The 16,677-nt window shown below is 66.3% G+C and carries 14 protein-coding genes and 1 pseudogene; 8 read left to right on the forward strand and 7 right to left on the reverse strand.

From position 1 onward, the window contains the following. Nucleotides 1-126 precede the first annotated feature (126 nt). Nucleotides 127-297, forward strand: a pseudogene (locus OHA40_RS34675) (hypothetical protein); the annotation flags it as partial. Between the two features lie 91 nt (nucleotides 298-388). On the opposite strand, the gene OHA40_RS07075 reads toward OHA40_RS34675, so the two are convergent. Next, a complete protein-coding gene (locus OHA40_RS07075) occupies nucleotides 389-1,579 on the reverse strand; it encodes a lipase family protein (RefSeq protein WP_442944033.1) in 1,191 nt (396 codons plus the stop codon). Nucleotides 1,580-1,950: 371 nt separating this feature from the next. Between OHA40_RS07075 and OHA40_RS07080 the strand changes: the two genes are divergently transcribed. Further along, complete coding sequence (locus tag OHA40_RS07080; protein ID WP_330232267.1) at nucleotides 1,951-2,943, forward strand: MBL fold metallo-hydrolase; 993 nt, start codon at nucleotides 1,951-1,953, stop codon at nucleotides 2,941-2,943. 455 nt (nucleotides 2,944-3,398) lie between these two features. Here OHA40_RS07080 and OHA40_RS07085 read toward each other — a convergent pair whose 3' ends face one another. From OHA40_RS07085 to OHA40_RS07095, 3 genes are read right to left on the reverse strand one after another with little or no spacing between them, the layout of a single operon-like run. Next, on the reverse strand, nucleotides 3,399-3,806 hold the full coding sequence (locus OHA40_RS07085; RefSeq protein ID WP_330232268.1) for a RidA family protein: 408 nt from the start codon (nucleotides 3,804-3,806) through the stop codon (nucleotides 3,399-3,401). Between the two features lie 4 nt (nucleotides 3,807-3,810). Next, a complete protein-coding gene (locus OHA40_RS07090; RefSeq protein WP_330232269.1) occupies nucleotides 3,811-4,581 on the reverse strand; it encodes an IclR family transcriptional regulator in 771 nt (256 codons plus the stop codon). 34 nt (nucleotides 4,582-4,615) lie between these two features. After that, entirely contained in the window at nucleotides 4,616-5,662 is a 1,047-nt protein-coding gene (locus OHA40_RS07095) for a sugar kinase (protein WP_330232270.1), read from the reverse strand. Nucleotides 5,663-5,805: 143 nt separating this feature from the next. Here OHA40_RS07095 and OHA40_RS07100 point away from each other — a divergent pair, with 143 nt between their 5' ends. From OHA40_RS07100 to OHA40_RS07120, 5 genes are all read left to right on the forward strand, one after another. Beyond that, nucleotides 5,806-7,110: an amino acid deaminase gene (locus OHA40_RS07100; RefSeq protein WP_330232271.1), complete on the forward strand. Its 1,305-nt coding sequence runs from the start codon at nucleotides 5,806-5,808 to the stop codon at nucleotides 7,108-7,110. A 9-nt stretch (nucleotides 7,111-7,119) separates the two neighbouring features. Beyond that, entirely contained in the window at nucleotides 7,120-8,730 is a 1,611-nt protein-coding gene (locus OHA40_RS07105) for an N-acyl-D-amino-acid deacylase family protein (protein ID WP_330232272.1), read from the forward strand. Then, complete coding sequence (locus tag OHA40_RS07110; RefSeq protein WP_330232273.1) at nucleotides 8,727-9,368, forward strand: bifunctional 4-hydroxy-2-oxoglutarate aldolase/2-dehydro-3-deoxy-phosphogluconate aldolase; 642 nt, start codon at nucleotides 8,727-8,729, stop codon at nucleotides 9,366-9,368. Before OHA40_RS07105 ends, OHA40_RS07110 begins: the two co-directional genes overlap by 4 nt. Before the next feature lie 8 nt (nucleotides 9,369-9,376). Beyond that, nucleotides 9,377-10,822 (forward strand): GntP family permease, encoded by a 1,446-nt coding sequence (locus OHA40_RS07115; RefSeq protein WP_330232274.1) that lies wholly within the window; start codon nucleotides 9,377-9,379, stop codon nucleotides 10,820-10,822. A gap of 327 nt (nucleotides 10,823-11,149) precedes the next feature. Continuing rightward, nucleotides 11,150-12,064: a D-alanyl-D-alanine carboxypeptidase family protein gene (locus OHA40_RS07120; protein WP_330232275.1), complete on the forward strand. Its 915-nt coding sequence runs from the start codon at nucleotides 11,150-11,152 to the stop codon at nucleotides 12,062-12,064. 25 nt (nucleotides 12,065-12,089) lie between these two features. Here OHA40_RS07120 and OHA40_RS07125 read toward each other — a convergent pair whose 3' ends face one another. Both OHA40_RS07125 and OHA40_RS07130 read right to left on the reverse strand, forming a co-directional pair. Continuing rightward, entirely contained in the window at nucleotides 12,090-12,911 is an 822-nt protein-coding gene (locus tag OHA40_RS07125; protein ID WP_330232276.1) for an endo alpha-1,4 polygalactosaminidase, read from the reverse strand. A gap of 237 nt (nucleotides 12,912-13,148) precedes the next feature. Continuing rightward, nucleotides 13,149-13,766 (reverse strand): hypothetical protein, encoded by a 618-nt coding sequence (locus tag OHA40_RS07130; protein WP_330232277.1) that lies wholly within the window; start codon nucleotides 13,764-13,766, stop codon nucleotides 13,149-13,151. Between the two features lie 800 nt (nucleotides 13,767-14,566). Between OHA40_RS07130 and OHA40_RS07135 the strand changes: the two genes are divergently transcribed. Further along, nucleotides 14,567-15,796: an FAD-binding oxidoreductase gene (locus OHA40_RS07135; RefSeq protein WP_330234078.1), complete on the forward strand. Its 1,230-nt coding sequence runs from the start codon at nucleotides 14,567-14,569 to the stop codon at nucleotides 15,794-15,796. On the opposite strand, the gene OHA40_RS07140 is transcribed toward OHA40_RS07135, so the two are convergent. Further along, the gene (locus tag OHA40_RS07140) at nucleotides 15,788-16,603 is read right to left on the reverse strand and encodes a tyrosine-type recombinase/integrase (protein ID WP_330232278.1); all 816 of its coding nucleotides are present in this window, start codon (nucleotides 16,601-16,603) and stop codon (nucleotides 15,788-15,790) included. The two genes, OHA40_RS07135 and OHA40_RS07140, sit on opposite strands and share 9 nt — an antisense overlap. Nucleotides 16,604-16,677: the final 74 nt, after the last annotated feature.

Consider the following 16,677-nt stretch of genomic DNA (forward strand, 5'->3'; position numbering starts at 1 on the left):
AGCGTTCATTTCGTATTCAGCCCCACCGGATAAGCCTCGCATGTGACCGCACTGCGCAGCAGCACCACACCGCGGAACTGGAACGTCGACGTTGTCCGCGTGTTCGCCATCGCTGTGGTCGTTGTCGTGCATTGGATCTCGGTGCGAGTCACCGCCGGCAGCGGCACCGTTCGGGGCGATCTGACGCTGCACGGCAAGCCGATCTGGGCATTGAGCTGGGTACTGCAAGTGATGCCGTTGTTCTTCCTCGCCGGCGGCTTCGCCAACACCCTCGTCATCGATCGGTGCCGCGCACAGGGCGCGAGCTACGGGGAGTATCTCGGGCCGCGGGCGCGCAAACTGGCCCTGCCGATGATCCCGCTGATCGAAATGGCCTCGGTGCGATTCGTCAGCAGATGGCGGGCGCGGGCTCGCCGCGAACCCGGCCTTCGAGCCACAGCAGTGCCGCAGGGGCGCCCTCTACCGCCGCGGTCATGTGCTCGGGTGCGGACACGTGCAACGTCTGCAACGGCACCCCGGCCGCGCACCAGCGACGGTCGGTGTTGTCGATGGCGTCGATCGGAATCAGCGGGTCGCTCGGCGAGTGCCATTCGAACACCGGTACTTTCGGCGTCCCGCCGTAGAGTTCCAGGCTGTTCTCCTCCACTACCGCCCAGGCGGCGGGGCTGTCGAAGATCGAGGTTGTGGTGACGTACTCGCGGGCGCTGCCGCCCGTGCCGACGGCAAGGATGTCATTGGTGCAACTGTTGGCCATGGCGTCACGGACCTCGAGGCCGCGGGGGCTGAGATGCGAGCTGGTCGGCACTTGGTCCGGGTATTCCCGCTCCAGGCCGATCGCCGCCGCCATGGCCAGCCCGAAGGCCGGATGCGGGTCCAAGCCCAGCGCCCGCGCCATCGTCGCCAGATTCATCGGGGCGCCGCCGACGGCCGCGCCGGCGATCTCCAGCTCCGGCGCGTACGACGGCTGCAGCGCGGCCGCCCATCCGGTGGTCATGCCGCCACCGGAGTAACCGGCCATCACCACACGGCTGTGCCCCACTCCGAGCTGGGGCAGCCGTTGCACCGCCCGGATGCCGTCCAATGTGATCTGGCCACCCAAACGCGCGGCACCGAAAGCGAACCGCGGTCCGAGATGATCCGGCAGCGCGACACTCCAGCCCTGCGCCAACACCACGTTCAACATCGACCCCGTGGTCGTCAGATTCAGATCGCCGGAATACAGCATGTGCGATACCGCGCACTCGGCGCCGAGCGCATTGATGAAGTGCTGATACGACAGCAGCGGCCCGTCGGGCGGATGTCCGAAAGGGGTGATGACCGTGGTGGTGGCCGCGATCGGCGCACCGTGCGAGTCGGTGGAGCGGAACTCGACCAGCGTGACGGTGGCGCCGGGGAACATGGCCAGCGGCGGCTGTGCCCGCACATCGAGCACATCACCGGGTTGACGCGCCGCCAGATCCGCCGGGGCGTTATAGAACGGGTCGGGATCGGGCCGCGGATACACCGGCTCCGCGGGCACGGTAGTCGTCAGCAGCAGCGCGAGTGCCACACCACCGAGCACGCCGAGGGCCTGGACCAAACCGCTGCGCCTGCTACCGAAGAAAAGCAGAAACGAACGAGTCACGACCTTTACCTCCACGGTTAGTTCGCGGCATTCGTAGACCAGCCAGTTCGAATTCACGTGCGAGAACGTCGGCAACCCCATCGACACACCGAACCAGCGATTCACGCCCCCATCCGCCTCGAGTCGCCGGCATGGGAGGCAATCCCCACAGACGCGCCGGCCAAACCGATTTCACCCGAACGGATGAGGCGCCCCCTGATGCTCGACCGGTCGCCGGCGCGCGATCAGCGCAGATAATCACAGTGGCCGATCTGTGCAGTCTGGTTACGATCGAACGTCGGCAGTGGACAGGCTGGTCCACCAGCAGGTACCCGAGAGGTGCATCAATGACGAAGGCTTCCAATGTCCAGGTAAAGAGCCCTGAACGGCTCGAAAGGGGACATCCTTTTCGCCAATGGAAGACCTGGGAGATACCGGGAACCACGTTCACCCTTACTGGTTATTCACGTGCGAACGACAAGACCTTCTTCCATATCCCCGAGCTGCGGTGCAGCTTGGACGCGGGCCTGTGTGAAGGGCGTCAAGTCGACACAGTGCTGCTCACCCATACCCATCACGACCACGTGAAGGATCTGGACTTCCTGGCCTCGCGGCCGGGTACCGACATCTATCTGCCCGCTGAAGCTGTGCCCTATGCAGAGTCCTTTCTGCGGGCGTCGGCGGAGTTGAATCATGGCGCAGGGTATGACCCTCACCTCGCTGGCGGCTACCGGCTACATGGGGTAGGACAGGGCGACGAATTCACATTCGGCCGACGGCCGCATCATGTTCGTGTCGTGGAGTGCGAACACAAAGTGCCCTGCGTGGGATACGCCGTCTCCGAGATCGGCAAGGCACTGCTGCCCCAGTACGTGGAGTTGCGCCGCTCACTGGCTGAGGAAGGACGGGGCCGTGAGTTCGGACGAATCATGGCCGAGCGGCGACAGAAGGGGGACGAGGTCGAACACGAGGTGCTGCGGCCGCTGTTCGCCTTCCTCGGTGACACGCACGTAAGTGTGTTCGAAAGGAATCCCTGGCTATTTGCGTATCCGGTGGTCATCACCGAATGTACGTTCCTGCACGACAGCGAGCGGGAGCGGGCGGATCGGGTCGGGCACACCCTCTGGAGCCGTCTCAGGCCAGTGGTCGAGGCCCACCCCGAGAACCTGTTCGTCCTGACACATTTCAGTCTCCGCTACTCGGACCACGACGTCCTCGACTTTTTCGGACGAGAAGGGGGCGGACGCCTGGACAACGTGCTGCTGTGGGTCCACCCCGAAAGTATGCTCCCCGAACAACATCAGCACCGCAGCCCGGACAGCAAGGGGTCTGCCGGCTGAGCGTCTCACCGGTGAGTTCCGTCGCTCCGGGGTCTTACTGCGACCGACCGCAATGTCACAACGGCTTGCGCGCGGTTCGGGCCATCCAGTCGGCGTTGGGCTCGATCGCATAGGGCTTTGTCGACCACCGATCGATCCAGCTCGGCTCGAGAAAGCCCTCGGAGTCCGAGCATGAGCGTCGGTAGAACCAGCAGTGATCGGCGCTGGTCTCGACAGTACGGAGACAATAGGTGGTTGGTGTCGCGGTACCTCCCGCGGCAATGCGGTCAGGCTCGTCCGGGCACGTAGCGGCGGATTGTGCGGTTTCCCCATACCCTCCGCTCGACCAGGCTCATAACATCGAATCGGCATGGCGGGGCAGCCAGCCGGATGTCGAGCGAATGCCGGGTTTTCCAAGAGCGCTGACCCTGGCCACCGTGCCTCGGCGGAGAAGAATGAGCTGACGACTCACGACGCTAGCCCTCGACGATGGCGACGGCGTCGATCTCGACCAGCATCTCCGCGCGGGGGAGACCAGTGAAGACGGTGGTGCGGCACGGCAGCACATCGCCGGTGGTGTTGGCGCCGACGAACTCGCCGTATGCCTCGTTCATGGTGGCGAAGTCGTCGCGGCTGGTCAGGTAGACGCGCAACATCACCACATCGTCGAAGGTGGCGCCGCTGGCCTCGATGATCGCCTGCACGTTTCGCAGCGTCCGGATGGTCTGTGCCGCAACGTCACCCGGGTACAGATATTCGTTGGTCACCGGGTCCACCGGCCCCTGACCGGAGACCTGGACGAACGGGCCCTTGCGGACGCCCTGGGAGAAGGTGTGCGCGGGGGCGGGCGCGTCGGTGGTGCGAACGGCGATCTTCTCGCTCATGAATTCAGTCTTTCGTCGTGGTGGGCGGCCGACCGGGTGTCCAGCCGAGTTCGGTGGAAATGGCATCGGCCGCCGCGCGCACCTGCGGCAGCATGGCCAGCACCTGATCGTGGTCGAGCAACACGTCCGGTACCGACATCGAGAGGGCGGCGACCACCGTGCCGATGCCGTTGCGGACCGGAACGCCGACGCAGTTGACGAAGTTCTCGTGCTCCTCGTGGTCCTCCGCATACCCCTGTGCGGCAACGCGTTCCAGCTCGGCCAGATAACGCTCGGCCGTGCGAATGGTGCGCTCGGTGAACGGGCGGTAGTCGAGACGTTGTGCGACCGCCCGCCATTCGGCGCGCGGCAGCGATGAGACGAGCACCTTGCCGACCGCCGTGCAGTGCAGCGGTGCGGGGCGCCCGATCCTGGAGTACATGCGCATGCTCTCGATGGCGTCGAGCTTGTCGATGTAGATCGCCTCGCCCGATTCGTAGGTGGCGAGGTGAATCGTCTGGCCGGTCGTGGAATTCAGCGCACTCAGGTGCGGCCGCGCGACGGTGCGGATATCCCGCTGCTCCAGCGCCTGGTTGGCCAGCTCGAACGTGCGCGATCCGAGCACATAGCGGTGCGTGCTGTCATGGGTGACGAAGCGCTCCGATTCCATGGTCTGCAGCAGCCGCAGCACCGTCGACTTGTGCACCCCCAGCTGGACCGCCAGCTCGTCGAGGGACTTCGAATCCTCGCCGAGCGCAACCAGAATGGTCAGCGCACGCAGCAGACTTTGACTCATGACTTCGCCTCGCCCGCGCTCGGCTTCATCTCACTCATGAGGCCACATTCTCGGTCATGACGGCATCCGGGTAGCGGATGCGGGCCCAGTCCGAGCGATCGCGAGTGCTCAACGCCGCCAGCACATCCGGCGGCGGCAGCTTCGCGACATCACCCGTCCCGGTCAGCGCCGCGGCGGCGCACAGATGTCCGAACCGCAACCGCTGCTCCAACGGGCGCCCGTGCAGTAGCGCCGCGAGATATCCGCCCGCGAAGGCGTCACCCGCGCCGATCCGCTCGGCCACCTCCAGCGCGAGCGCGGGCACTTCGCCGCGCTGCGCACCGGCGAATCCGGTGACCGAATGTTCGTTGTTCTTGACGATCAGCTGCTGCGGCTGCGGGAACAGCGCGCGCAATTCGTCCGCGTCACCGGTACCGAACACCTCCTCGGCCTCGTCGGCGCCGAGGAACACCACATCGCAGCCGCGGACATGCCGCGCCAGCACATCGGCCGCCTGCTCGGTCCGGCCGGTCCACAGCGCGGGGCGGAAGTTCAGGTCGAAGCTGACCAGCCTGCCGTGCCGGGGAAGCGCGATGATGGCTTCGGTGAGTGCCGTCGCCGTCGCCGACAGCGCCGTGGTGATTCCGGTGAAATGCACGATGTCGCAGCGGTCGAGCAGTTCGGCCGCCGCGGTCGCGGCGAGATCGTCCGCGGACAGCGCGCTGCCCGCGGAACCGGTGCGGTAGTACAGCATTCGGCTGGCCCGCTCCGCCAGATCGGTGGCCTTGCCCGAGCCGCTGCCGCGTTCCTTGACATACACCGCCGTCGGCCGGGCTTGATCGGTGACGACCGCCGCGACGTTCACGCCGTGCGCGGCCAGATGCCCGACCAGATACCGGCCGAACCCGTCCTCGCCGACCCGGGACAGCCACGCGGCGTCGACGCCGAGCTGGGCGAGCACGGTGGCGACATTCGCCTCGGCGCCACCGGCGGTCCGTTCGAACGTGTCCGACTCCTCCAGCGGGCCGGGGCGTGCGACCAGGACGGCGAGTCCCTCGCCGACGGTCACCGCCCGCGGGCGGCCCGACGTAGGCCACGTCACACCGATCTCCTTCCTGCGCTTGCGGCCAGTGGCCGTCACGTGCACAATAACCACCACAAACATAATACGCAACATTCGTTGCAAAATATGCAATGCATATAGGACATTGATCTGCGGGTGCGAATCCGCCGGGAAGGAGCGCCGTGGCCATCGACGACGAACTCGTCGCAGCCCTCGCCGACCGCACGCTCGGGCCGGAACACAAGGGCCTTCCGCCCGCCGCCTGGGGCCGGACGGTGCGCGAATTCCTCGACACCGCACCCACTCTCGACCAACTGGAAACTCCGGTGCTGACCATCGACCAGGCGGCGGTCGAGACGAATCTGGCGGTGATGGCCGACTGGACCAAGGCCGCCGGGGTCCAGCTGGCTCCGCACGGGAAGACCACCATGGCGCCACAGCTGTGGGCCCGTCAGCTGGCGGCCGGTTCGTGGGGCATCACGCTCGCCACCGTGTGGCAGGTCCAGCTGGCGCGATCGTTCGGCGTCGGCCGTGTGGTGCTGGCGAATTCCCTCGTCGATCCGGTCGGATTGCGCTGGCTCGCCGAGGAATCGACCCGCGATCCGGCGTTCGAGTTCGTCTGCTGGGTGGACAGTGCCGGCACGGTCGAGCTGATGGATACCCAGCTGGCGGCGGTGCCGGGCAGTGCGCGCGTGCGGGTGATCGTCGAACTGGGCGGACCGAACGGCCGCACCGGCGCCCGCACGGTCGAGGCGGCCCACGCCATCGCCGCGGCGGTGGATCGATCGGCCCGCCTGACGCTGGCCGGTGTCGGCGGCTACGAGGGCGCACTCGCACACGACCGCACCCCGGAGGCCATCGACGCGGTCCGCCACTACCTCGGCGAGCTCGCCCGGCTGCACCGCGAACTCGCCGCGGCGGGGCGCTACCCCGCTGCGGCGATCGTCACCGCGGGCGGCAGCGCCTATCCGGACCTGGTCGTCGACTGCCTGTCCGGACTCGCCGACGAGGAAGGCGCGCACGGAGTTTCGACCACGGTGGTCTTGCGCTCGGGCGCCTACCTCATCCACGATGACGGCTTCTACGCGGGGATCTCCCCGCTGGCCGCACCGCACCGCGGGCGTCCACTGCGCTCGGCCATGCACGGCTGGGCGCGCACGGTCTCGCGGCCGGAGCCGGAACTGGCACTGCTGGACGCGGGCAAGCGCGACTTCCCGTTCGACGAGGGGCTCCCGGTTCCGCAACTCATCGCCGGACCGGATGGACCGCCGCTGAACCCGGCGGCGACGGTCAGCGCGCTCAACGACCAGCACACCTTCCTGCGGCTGCCCGGCAGCACGGCGGGGGAACTGCCCGTCGGCAGCGTGGTGCAGCTCGGCCTGTCGCATCCCTGTACGGCCTTCGACAAGTGGCGGCTGATCCCCGTCATCGATGACGCCCATGCCGAACGGCCGCGCATTGTCGACTTCCTGCACACCTTCTTCTGACGAGTGACCATGACGGACTTAGTGATTCGCGATGTCGACATCATCGACGGAACCGGCGCGCCCCGCTTCCGCGGTGACGTCCTTGTCGAGCGCGGCCGGATCAGCGCGATCGCCGAACCGGGCACCGCGGCTGCCGCGAAGGTCATCGAAGCGCAGCCCGGTTCGGTGCTGGCTCCCGGCTTCATCGATATGCACGCGCATTCCGATCTGCATCTGCTCACCGAACCCGGACATTTCCCGAAGGTCAGCCAGGGCATCACCACCGAGGTCATCGGGCAGGACGGGCTGTCCTACGCCCCGATCGACGATGCCACGCTGGCCGTGGTGCGGCGCCAGATCGCCGGGTGGAACGGCAATCCCGCGGACCTGGACTTCTCCTGGCGCAGCGTCGCGGAGTACCTGGACCGGCTCGATCAGGGCATCACACCGAACGCCGCCTACCTGGTACCGCAAGGGACGCTGCGGCTGCTCGTTGTCGGGGCCGACCAGCGCCCTGCCACGCCGGAGGAGATCCGCCGCATGCGGGAACTGCTCGCGCAGGGGCTGAGCGAGGGTGCGGTCGGTATGTCCAGCGGACTCACCTATACGCCGGGAATGTATGCCGACACCGGCGAATTGGCGGCGCTGTGCGAGGTGGTCGCCGATTTCGGTGGGTTCTACGCACCGCACACCCGCTCCTACGGCGCGGGCGCGCTGGAAGCCTACGCGGAGATGATCGGGCTGGCCCGAACCACCGGGTGCGCACTGCATCTCACGCACGCCACGATGAACTTCGGCGTGAACCGAGGGCGCGCACCGGAATTTCTGGCACTCGTCGACGCGGCACGAGCCGAGGGCTGCGATGTCACCCTCGACACCTATCCGTATCTGCCCGGTGCGACGACACTGTCGGCGCTGCTGCCGAGCTGGGCGATGTCCGGCGGCCCGGACGCCGCGCTGGCCCGGCTCGACGATCCGGCGGCCCGTGCGCGCATCACCACGGACGTCGACGTGAACGGCTCGGACGGCTGCCACGGGGTCACCGTGGAGTGGGAGACCATTCAGATCAGCGGCGTCGGCAACTCGGCATTGGACGAGTACGTCGGCAAGACCGTCGATCGGATAGCCACCGACCGCGGCGTCGCGCCGGTCGAGGTGTTCTTCGATCTGTTGCGCCGCGACCAGCTGGCCACCACCATCCTGCAGCACGTCGGGCACGAGGAAAACGTGCGCGCGATCATGGTGCACGCCGGGCACATGGGCGGCAGCGACGCGCTGCTCGTCGGTGACCGGCCGCATCCGCGAGCATGGGGCACTTTCCCGCGCTATCTGGGCCACTACGTGCGCGACCTCGGCGTCCTCGGGCTCGAGGAGTGCGTGCACCACCTCACCGGCAGGCCCGCCGCCCGGCTGCGGCTACGGGAACGCGGCCTCATCCGCACCGGCTACGCCGCCGATCTCGTGCTGTTCGACCCGGCGACCATCACCGACACGGCGACCTTCGACAACCCGAAACAGCAGGCGCGCGGCATCCGGCACGTGCTCGTCAACGGCGAGTTCGCCCTCGAAAACGGCGCCGCTACCGGGCATCTCGCCGGACGCGCGCTGCGCATGGATGCCGCGCGGAAGGAGACAGCATGAACGCGTCCGCCACCTCGACCGTCTCGGCCATAGAGGTCATCCTGGCCGATCGGGTCCTCAGCGTGGTCCGGGCGCCGGCGATCCCCGATCCGGTATCGCTGGCGGATGCGCTGGCGCGCTCGGGAATTCGCGCGATCGAGCTCACCTTCACCACCCCGGGCGTGCTCGGGCACCTCGCCGCGGCGGCCGAGGTGCCCGAGGCAGTGCTCGGCGTCGGCACGGTGACCACCGCCGAGCAGGCCGAGGCCGCCATCGATCACGGCGCCCGCTTCCTGGTCACGCCGGGCCTGCGGGCGGAGGTGGCCGCCGTCGCGGTGCGGGCCGACATCCCGGTCATCCTGGGAGCTTTCACCCCCACCGAGGTCATGCGAGCACTCGACCTCGGCGCGGCCGCGGTGAAGATTTTCCCTGCCGGGGCCCTTGGTCCCGGCTACCTGAAGGACCTGCACGGTCCGTTCCCCGACGTGGCGCTCATCCCCTCCGGTGGCGTCAACGCGGGCAACGCCGCCGACTTCCTCGCCTGCGGCGCCGCCGCGGTCACCGCGGGAACCGACGTCGTTGCCCCCTCCGATGTCGCCGAGGGGCGCTGGTTCACCATCGCCTCGCGTGCGGCATCGTTCGTTCGATCCATGAATTGAGGTAACCCATGGGCGCCACCGTCGACTGGCTGCGCACCACCACCCCCGGGCTGCTGGTGCTCTGCGGTCTCGCCATTGCCGCACTGCTGCTGGCGATCATCAAGTTCAAGCTGGAGCCGTTCATCGCGCTGCTGCTCACCGGGCTCGGTCTTGCGCTGGCCGCCGGGCTACCCGTCGAGAAGATCGTCGGCACGGCGATCAAACCCGGAGAGTCGTTGCTGGAGACCGGATTCGGCGGCATCCTCGGGCATATCGCGGTCATCATCGGATTGGGCACGGTGCTCGGCGCGATCCTCGAACGTTCCGGTGGCGCGGATGTATTGACCGGCAGGCTACTGCAGCTGTTCGGCGACAAGGGGGCTCCGGTCGCCATGGGGCTACTCGGGCTCATCTTCGGCATCCCCGTCTTCTTCGATATCGGCATCTTCGTGCTCGCGCCGCTGATCTATGTGGCGGCCAAGCGCGGCGGCCGGTCGCTGGTGTTGTACACGATGCCGATGCTGGCCGGATTATCGATGACGCACGCGTTTCTGCCGCCGCATCCCGGTCCGGTCGCGCTCGGCGGCCTGCTCGGTGTGAGCCTCGGCTGGTTGATCCTGATGGGGTTCGTCTGCGGCATACCGGGATTCATTGCCGCAGGCCTCGTGTGGGGTACTTACATCGGCAAGCGGGTGCAGGTCGAGGTCCCCGATGAGTTCCTGGTGCGGCCCGAAGCGCAGACCGTCGGTGACGGGCCGGGGACGCTCGAACAGGACGGGGAAACCCGCACCGAGGTGCGGCCTCCGTCGGTCTGGGTGATCGGCGCCATCATCGCCATACCGCTGGTGCTGATCCTCGGCGCCACCTTCGGCACCCAACTGCTCGACAAGGGCTCCACGCTGCTGTCGGTGCTGACCTTCCTCGGCACACCCGCCGTCGCGCTGCTCATCGCGGTGCTCGTCGCCTTCTACGTGCTCGGCCTGCGGCGGGGGTCCACCGTGCAGCAACTCGGCGCCATCACCGCGGAATCGCTGCGACCGGTCGGCATGCTGCTGCTGGTGGTCGGTGCGGGCGCGTTCTTCGGAAAGGTCATCTCCGCCACCGGAATCGGCACCGCGCTGGCCGACACCATGTCGGCGGCAGGGCTCCCGGTGATCGTGCTGGCGTACCTGATCAGCTGTGGGCTGCGCATCGCGCAGGGCTCGGCCACCGTCGCCATCGTGACCACCGGCGGCATCGTCGCACCGCTGGTCGCCGAGCACGGCTACTCGCAGGTGGCCATCGCCCTCATCGCCATGGCGATCGCGGCAGGCTCGATCATCCTCAGCCACGTCAACGACGGCGGCTTCTGGATCATCGCGAAGTACTTCAACCTGACCGTCAAACAGACCCTGCAAACCTGGACGGTGCTCGAAACGGTGTTGTCCGTGGTGAGTTTCGCGGTCGCCGCGACCCTCTTCGCGATCGCCGGCTGAGTCAGGAGAAACGGCGCAGGCCGCGCTCGCAGCGCGCGGCCTGCGCGGATCGCGGCGGCGAGTTCCTGTGATCCGGTGAGCAGGGTGAATCTGGCCGCGACTACCTATCGTGGGGCCGGGAAGACCGACGTTGCCGGCCAATGGCGAGGTAGCGCCGATCTTGTCCGCAGAGCGGCACGGCCATGCCGCTGAAGCGAGCGGTCGCACGCAAGAAGCACTGGGCTCAGAGCATGCCGACTTAGCCGATTGTGTGCTGTTGCCGGAGACGCGGGTAATCCGGTCGGTGAAATACCGCTGGTCGCCGGGTTAGAACGGCAGAATGTGGCCATGCGAACATTTGCTAGATTGTTGCAAGTTGCCATCGCTGGGGCGCTGGTCGTGGCAGCCGGTCATGGCGTCACGGCCGCCCCTGCTGCGAGCGACACCCATATCCAGTTGCCCTGGCTGACTCCTGAGCCGGACGGAGTGCAGGCGCCGGGGGCAGCGCTGGCAGAAGGAATCACCGGCACGGTGCTGTGGTCGCGACGGTCGAACACCCCGGTCCCGATAGCCAGCATCACGAAGGTGATGACGGCACTGGTCGTGATCAACGCCGGTGACCTCGACCGGACTATCACCGTGCCGCAAGAAATCATCGCCTACTGCACCAAATACGACGGAAGCAACGCAGGCCTGGTCCCCGGCGAGGTGCTCACCGCGCGACAACTCCTGTACGCGATGATGCTGCCGTCAGGCTGTGACGCCGCCTATACCCTCGCCGAGGCCTACGGGCCCGGCCAAGACGGCTTCATCGCCAAAATGAACGACACCGCGCGTCACATGCGCTTGGCGGGAACACATTTCACCGACCCCAGCGGACTGCCCGCCCCCACCGACCACTCCACCTACTCAACACCCGCGGACCTGGTGGCCCTCGGCCTGCACGCGATGAGCCTGCCGGTGTTCCGCGACATCGTCAGGTCGCCGAGCTATCACCTGCCCGCCGGCCCGGGCAACCGCGATCACCTCTGGCAGACCACGAACCTGCTGCTGCACGACTATCCCGGCACTATCGGCATCAAAACCGGATGGACCGACGCCGCGGGAACCTGCCTGCTGTTCGAGACGGTCAGGGCAGGAATACCGCTGATCGGTGTGGTCCTGCACAGCTCACGCGACAGCGACGCCGCCGCAAAGGACGACGCCGAGCGCATGCTGAACTGGGCCTACGACCCGGTCCTGAGCCTGCTGCCGATCAGTTAGCACCGAATGCGGCAGCTGCCCGGTTTCAGCATGTCTTCCGGACGTAGCCGGGATCACCCGGAGTGGAGACTTCGACGTCCCTGAGCACGATGCTCAGCCTGCTTGCGTAGCCTTCGCACGCCGCCGACAGGCCTGGTTCGGTGTATTCGATATCGATGACGTGGTTGTCGTATGCAGTCGCGTAGTCGCCACACTCCGCAGTGTCACCGCATTCCTCGGACACCGCGAAATCCAGTCCGGCAGCGGTCCTTTTGTCCACGAGTTCGGCGGCGTTCTTCTGGCCGATGGCCAGGCCGCGGTCGTGCGAGTGCTTGGCGAGCATGGCGATGAAGGTGACCGCTTGGTCGGTGGTCAGCAGCTCCTTCGATCGGCTGTAGCTGTCATAGTTGTCGACCTCGACGGCATCGAATCGCTTGTTCGCGCATTCGTCGATCCACTGGTTGACTTTGTCCGCGATGCGGGTGCGCTTGTCGGCTGTGCGGATATCCAGCAGCGCCTCCTTCCACCTCGTGTCGTAGACCACCTTGCCGTCCTTGTCACGCAGCAACAGGTCCTCCGGCCACTCGCTCTCCGCACCCGGCTGGACCTGAAAGCCGTTCACGTAGCAGATGTTGTACAACCCATCGGCCCGCTCGGCGCTGTGATCGCGACTGACGACCGTGACTCCCGCCGGCGGATCGTAAGGACTGGTGATCTGGTAGTCGAACCCGGCATGTAGCGGAGGCAGGGTTATCGCCGGTGCAGCGCTCGCGGTACCCGCCTGCTGCGCAACGATGCTGGTGGCCGCGGCGACAAGCGCTAGCGCGGTCGCCGAGCGGCGACGAATGCGTGCGATGGAAGTGATCACAAGACTCTTTTCGTTCTTTGATGACGGCTTTGGTCCGAAGGGCTCTACCGGCTACTGTCGCCACCACGCACCGTGCCGGAAAGCCTTCAGGCACAGGCAGATACAACCATCACCGGCAAGCTCCGTCAAAGCCCCGAGATCGGTGGCAGCTCACATCCAGGCCATCGAGCACCCGCTTGCGGGTCTCCACAGCTCCTCGACCTCCGACCAGTCGGCCGCTATTTCACCTGCCCGTGATCACGGCTGGCCGGTGACGAACGCCTGTACGGCGTCGAGAAACTCCGGGCCGCCCGAGACGTATCCGCCGACAATTCCACCGATCAGCACACCCACGGGGACGCTGACCCCCCACATCAAAAAAAGACACGCCCCGAGGATGCCGCCCACGATGGCACCTCCGACGACGCCAGGCAGGTTCTTGTTGATCTGCTCCTTGAGCCGGTCGTAGGAGCCGATGTCCTTCAGTTGCGCAATATCTTCTGCCGTCGGGGTCGGTGTCAGCGTCAGGGTGCGGCCATCCGCACCGATGTGCTGCGCAATCGCGGTCGAACGCCCGTCGACGGCGTACCATTGCGGCACTTCGGTCACCGCCGCTCCGTCGCCGGACTCGAGCACCACCGCACCGTTCTGCGCGATCTCGAACTTGCCATTCTCGACGGTGGTGATAATGACCCTGTCGACTGGCGAAACGGTGATCTGGTAGTTGATTCCGTGATCCACACCGGAAGTCGTGCTCCCTGCAGTCACTGCAGTCGGCTGCTCCGTTGCGGCCAGCTCTGCATGGGCGGTTGCCGCAGTGACACCCACGGCCGAGATGGCCATGAAAACGGCAGCAGCGATTTTCTCGAACTTCATCCTTCGAATCCCTCCACTCAGCTGCCCCTGATGGGCGGACCGAGTCAGACCTTAAGCGGTGTCGAATTCAATGGCGTGTAGCACGCCACACGCCATTTCGAAGTCACTGCATTCCTGTTTCCCATGTCTCCGGTGCAGCCCTTGTGGGTGCCGCAGAAGAACTCGCCGAACTCGGTCGCGCTTCACTCGAATTCTCGAACCCGCTGGGCGCAGCAGTTGGGGTCCAGCACGACGCACAGCGCCGACAGGGCCTCGCGTTCGGCGTGGTGGACCACGTTCACTCCGGCGCGTTCGGAATCGACGAGTCCGGCTTTGCGGAGCTGGCCGACACCGCCGGGAACCTCGTTTGGGTGTCGTCATCGTCCTCGATTGGCGTGTCGGAACACACCGCCACGTCACCCAGTTACCGTGCGGAGGTCGACCACAAAGGACTGCCTGGCGGTTGGCGGGTAAGAGTTCCCTTGGCAGCCGGGTACTGGCGTAGCCCGATTGAGAGGATCTGGACCTTGAGCGATCTTTCTCGCCGTGACCTGCTCAGGACGTCAGCGGCCGCCGGCGTCGGAGCAGTCGTTGTCTCGGGCCTTACGGCCGCAGACACGCCGGATATTGCGGACGCAAGCGCACCAGGAATTGAGGCCGCGGGCCACCCGAGTAAAAGCCCGGGATGCCCGCCCGCGACGCTGACCGGCCACATCGTCCGCCCCGGTGACGCGTCGTACACGGATGCGCGACTCGGCTGGGACCAGCTCTTTTCTCACTATCCGCTGGTCATCGCCTTCGCGCAGGAAACCCAGGACGTGGTGAACGCCCTGACGTGGGCGCGGCAGCACAACATCGCGCTGCGGGTGCGGAGCGGCCGCCACGCCCTCGAAGGCTGGTCGAACGTCGACAACGGCATCGTAATCGACGTCAGCCAGCTGAAATCGGTCCAGATCGACCCTGGCGCTCGTATCGCGACGGTCGGCGCCGGGCTGAACCAACTGGAAGCGGTGACGACGCTCGCGAACCAGAACTTTGCGGTCACAACCGGAAGCGAGGGCAGCGTAAGCCTGTGCGGTGCGACGCTCGGCGGTGGCCTCGGGCCCCTCAACCGCTGGCTCGGCATGGCCTGCGACAGCCTGATGGCGGCCGAGGTCGTCGTCCCGTCGGGTCACGACTGCGCCGAAGTGATCAACGCGGACTTGCAGCACCACTCGGACCTGCTCTGGGCGCTCCGCGGGGCAGGAAACGGCAACTTCGGGATCGTCACACAACTCACGTATAAGGTGTATCCGCTCGAGCATCTCGCCTATGTGCAGGCGACATGGGATGGACTTGGGGACCTTTACGGGGTCTTCGAGGCATGGCAGCGTACGGTACCGTCCGCCGACAGCCGTCTGGGATCCGAGCTCGAGATCCACAAGTCCCAGATCCTGCTGTCCGCGTGGCTTGTGGACGGGGCAGCGGCACAGGCCAGAGAGATGCTGGCTCCGATCCTGTCGGTCGGCACGCCCGATGTCACGGTGCAGGTCGGTAACTGGGGCGACATCTTTGCGGGAGCCCAGCTCCCGCTCGCGCAAGAGCCCGCGAACTGGAAGTTCTTCTCGGAGTTCGTCAAAGAGCGGTTCCCGAAGAAGGCGATCGACATCATCGGCGACTTCATGCGAAACGCTCCCACAGAGGAGAGCAACTACTTCGTCGATGCCTTCGGTGGGGCGATCAAGAGGGAGCCCCCCGGCGGCACGGCGTTCGCGCATCGCGACGCGCTTTTCTACGGCGAGATCGGCGCAGCCTGGGGGACTCGTTCAACACAACCAGGCGTCGGCGACCCGCTGACCTCGCAGGCCCAGGCCTGGACCGCTGAGTTCAGCCAGGCGCTGCGGCCCTACGCGGACGGCGCCTACGTCAACGTGCCGAACGTCGGAATGCAAGAGTGGCAGACCGCCTACTGGGGGACCCAGCGCTTCGAGCGGCTGCGCAGGATCAAGGCGAAGTACGACCCCCACAACGTCTTCCAGTACGAGCAGAGCATCCCGCCCGCGTCACACTGATCGGCGGATCTGGAACCAGATGCCCACGACCTGAATATCGCTCCGACTCCACTCCTGCGCCGCTGCACCCCGTCTCAGTGAACTCGATGCATAGACATCAAGCCAGCCCCGGCTACTAATCGCCGCGTCGGCGGGCGGATGGACCCGGAGCCGATCTACTGCGTACCAAAAACGTTGGTTGCGGGCGCGCAGGTACCGGCGCAGCGCGATGCGAGTCTTGTCGCCGAATGGTGACGATCGTGGCCGGCCGCCTTTGCCGACGACCAGCGCGCTGTCTTCCTCGAAGTCGAGATCGTCCAAATCGAGGTTGGCGACTTCACCGCAGCGGCAGCCCGTATCCGCGAACAACCGGATGATCGCGTTGTCCCGCCGCGAATCGAAATCAGTTCCGGAGCACTGGTCCAGGAGAGTCCGCAGCGATTCGAGACTTGGTACCGGCACGAGCTTGTCCGGAGCGTCCGGCAGGCTCAGTTTGTCGAAGTGGTCGGATTCGATGATCTCTTCGGCCGCAAGGTATTTGAAGAACTGCTGAAGGCTCCGATACTGGTTGCGCGCGTACTGCGGGGACAGCGGCTCACCGGTCCGCCGGTTCGTCCTCGACAGCAGTGTCTCGATGTACCCACCGATGTGGTCGCGGGTGATCTCGGGCGCGTCCGTCGGCAGAGCTTCGGAGATCAGGTAATCGGCGAAGTAGCCGATGTGGACCAGGTAGACGTCGATCGTCTTTTTCGCGCGGTTCTTCCTCCGCAGCTCGGTCGCGAAGTCGTCTCGCAACTCGCGGATGTCGTCCAGCGAAGCGGTCCCCATGGCCCGATGCCACCGCAATAATCTATTCGTGGACGAGCGCTGTTCTAGATCGAAACCTCTCGTGAAAAACAAAA

This window comes from Nocardia sp. NBC_00508 (assembly GCF_036346875.1).
Taxonomy (GTDB): Bacteria; Actinomycetota; Actinomycetes; order Mycobacteriales; family Mycobacteriaceae; genus Nocardia.

What these genes read in the sequence shown, in the direction of transcription:
- OHA40_RS07080 (WP_330232267.1), top strand. Translation starts at nt 1,951, where the DNA reads ATGACGAAGGCTTCCAATGTCCAGGTAAAGAGCCCTGAACGGCTCGAA.
- OHA40_RS07085 (WP_330232268.1), bottom strand. Translation starts at nt 3,806, where the DNA reads ATGAGCGAGAAGATCGCCGTTCGCACCACCGACGCGCCCGCCCCCGCG.
- OHA40_RS07090 (WP_330232269.1), bottom strand. Translation starts at nt 4,581, where the DNA reads ATGAGTCAAAGTCTGCTGCGTGCGCTGACCATTCTGGTTGCGCTCGGC.
- OHA40_RS07105 (WP_330232272.1), top strand. Translation starts at nt 7,120, where the DNA reads ATGACGGACTTAGTGATTCGCGATGTCGACATCATCGACGGAACCGGC.
- OHA40_RS07110 (WP_330232273.1), top strand. Translation starts at nt 8,727, where the DNA reads ATGAACGCGTCCGCCACCTCGACCGTCTCGGCCATAGAGGTCATCCTG.
- OHA40_RS07115 (WP_330232274.1), top strand. Translation starts at nt 9,377, where the DNA reads ATGGGCGCCACCGTCGACTGGCTGCGCACCACCACCCCCGGGCTGCTG.
- OHA40_RS07120 (WP_330232275.1), top strand. Translation starts at nt 11,150, where the DNA reads ATGCGAACATTTGCTAGATTGTTGCAAGTTGCCATCGCTGGGGCGCTG.
- OHA40_RS07130 (WP_330232277.1), bottom strand. Translation starts at nt 13,766, where the DNA reads ATGAAGTTCGAGAAAATCGCTGCTGCCGTTTTCATGGCCATCTCGGCC.
- OHA40_RS07140 (WP_330232278.1), bottom strand. Translation starts at nt 16,603, where the DNA reads ATGGGGACCGCTTCGCTGGACGACATCCGCGAGTTGCGAGACGACTTC.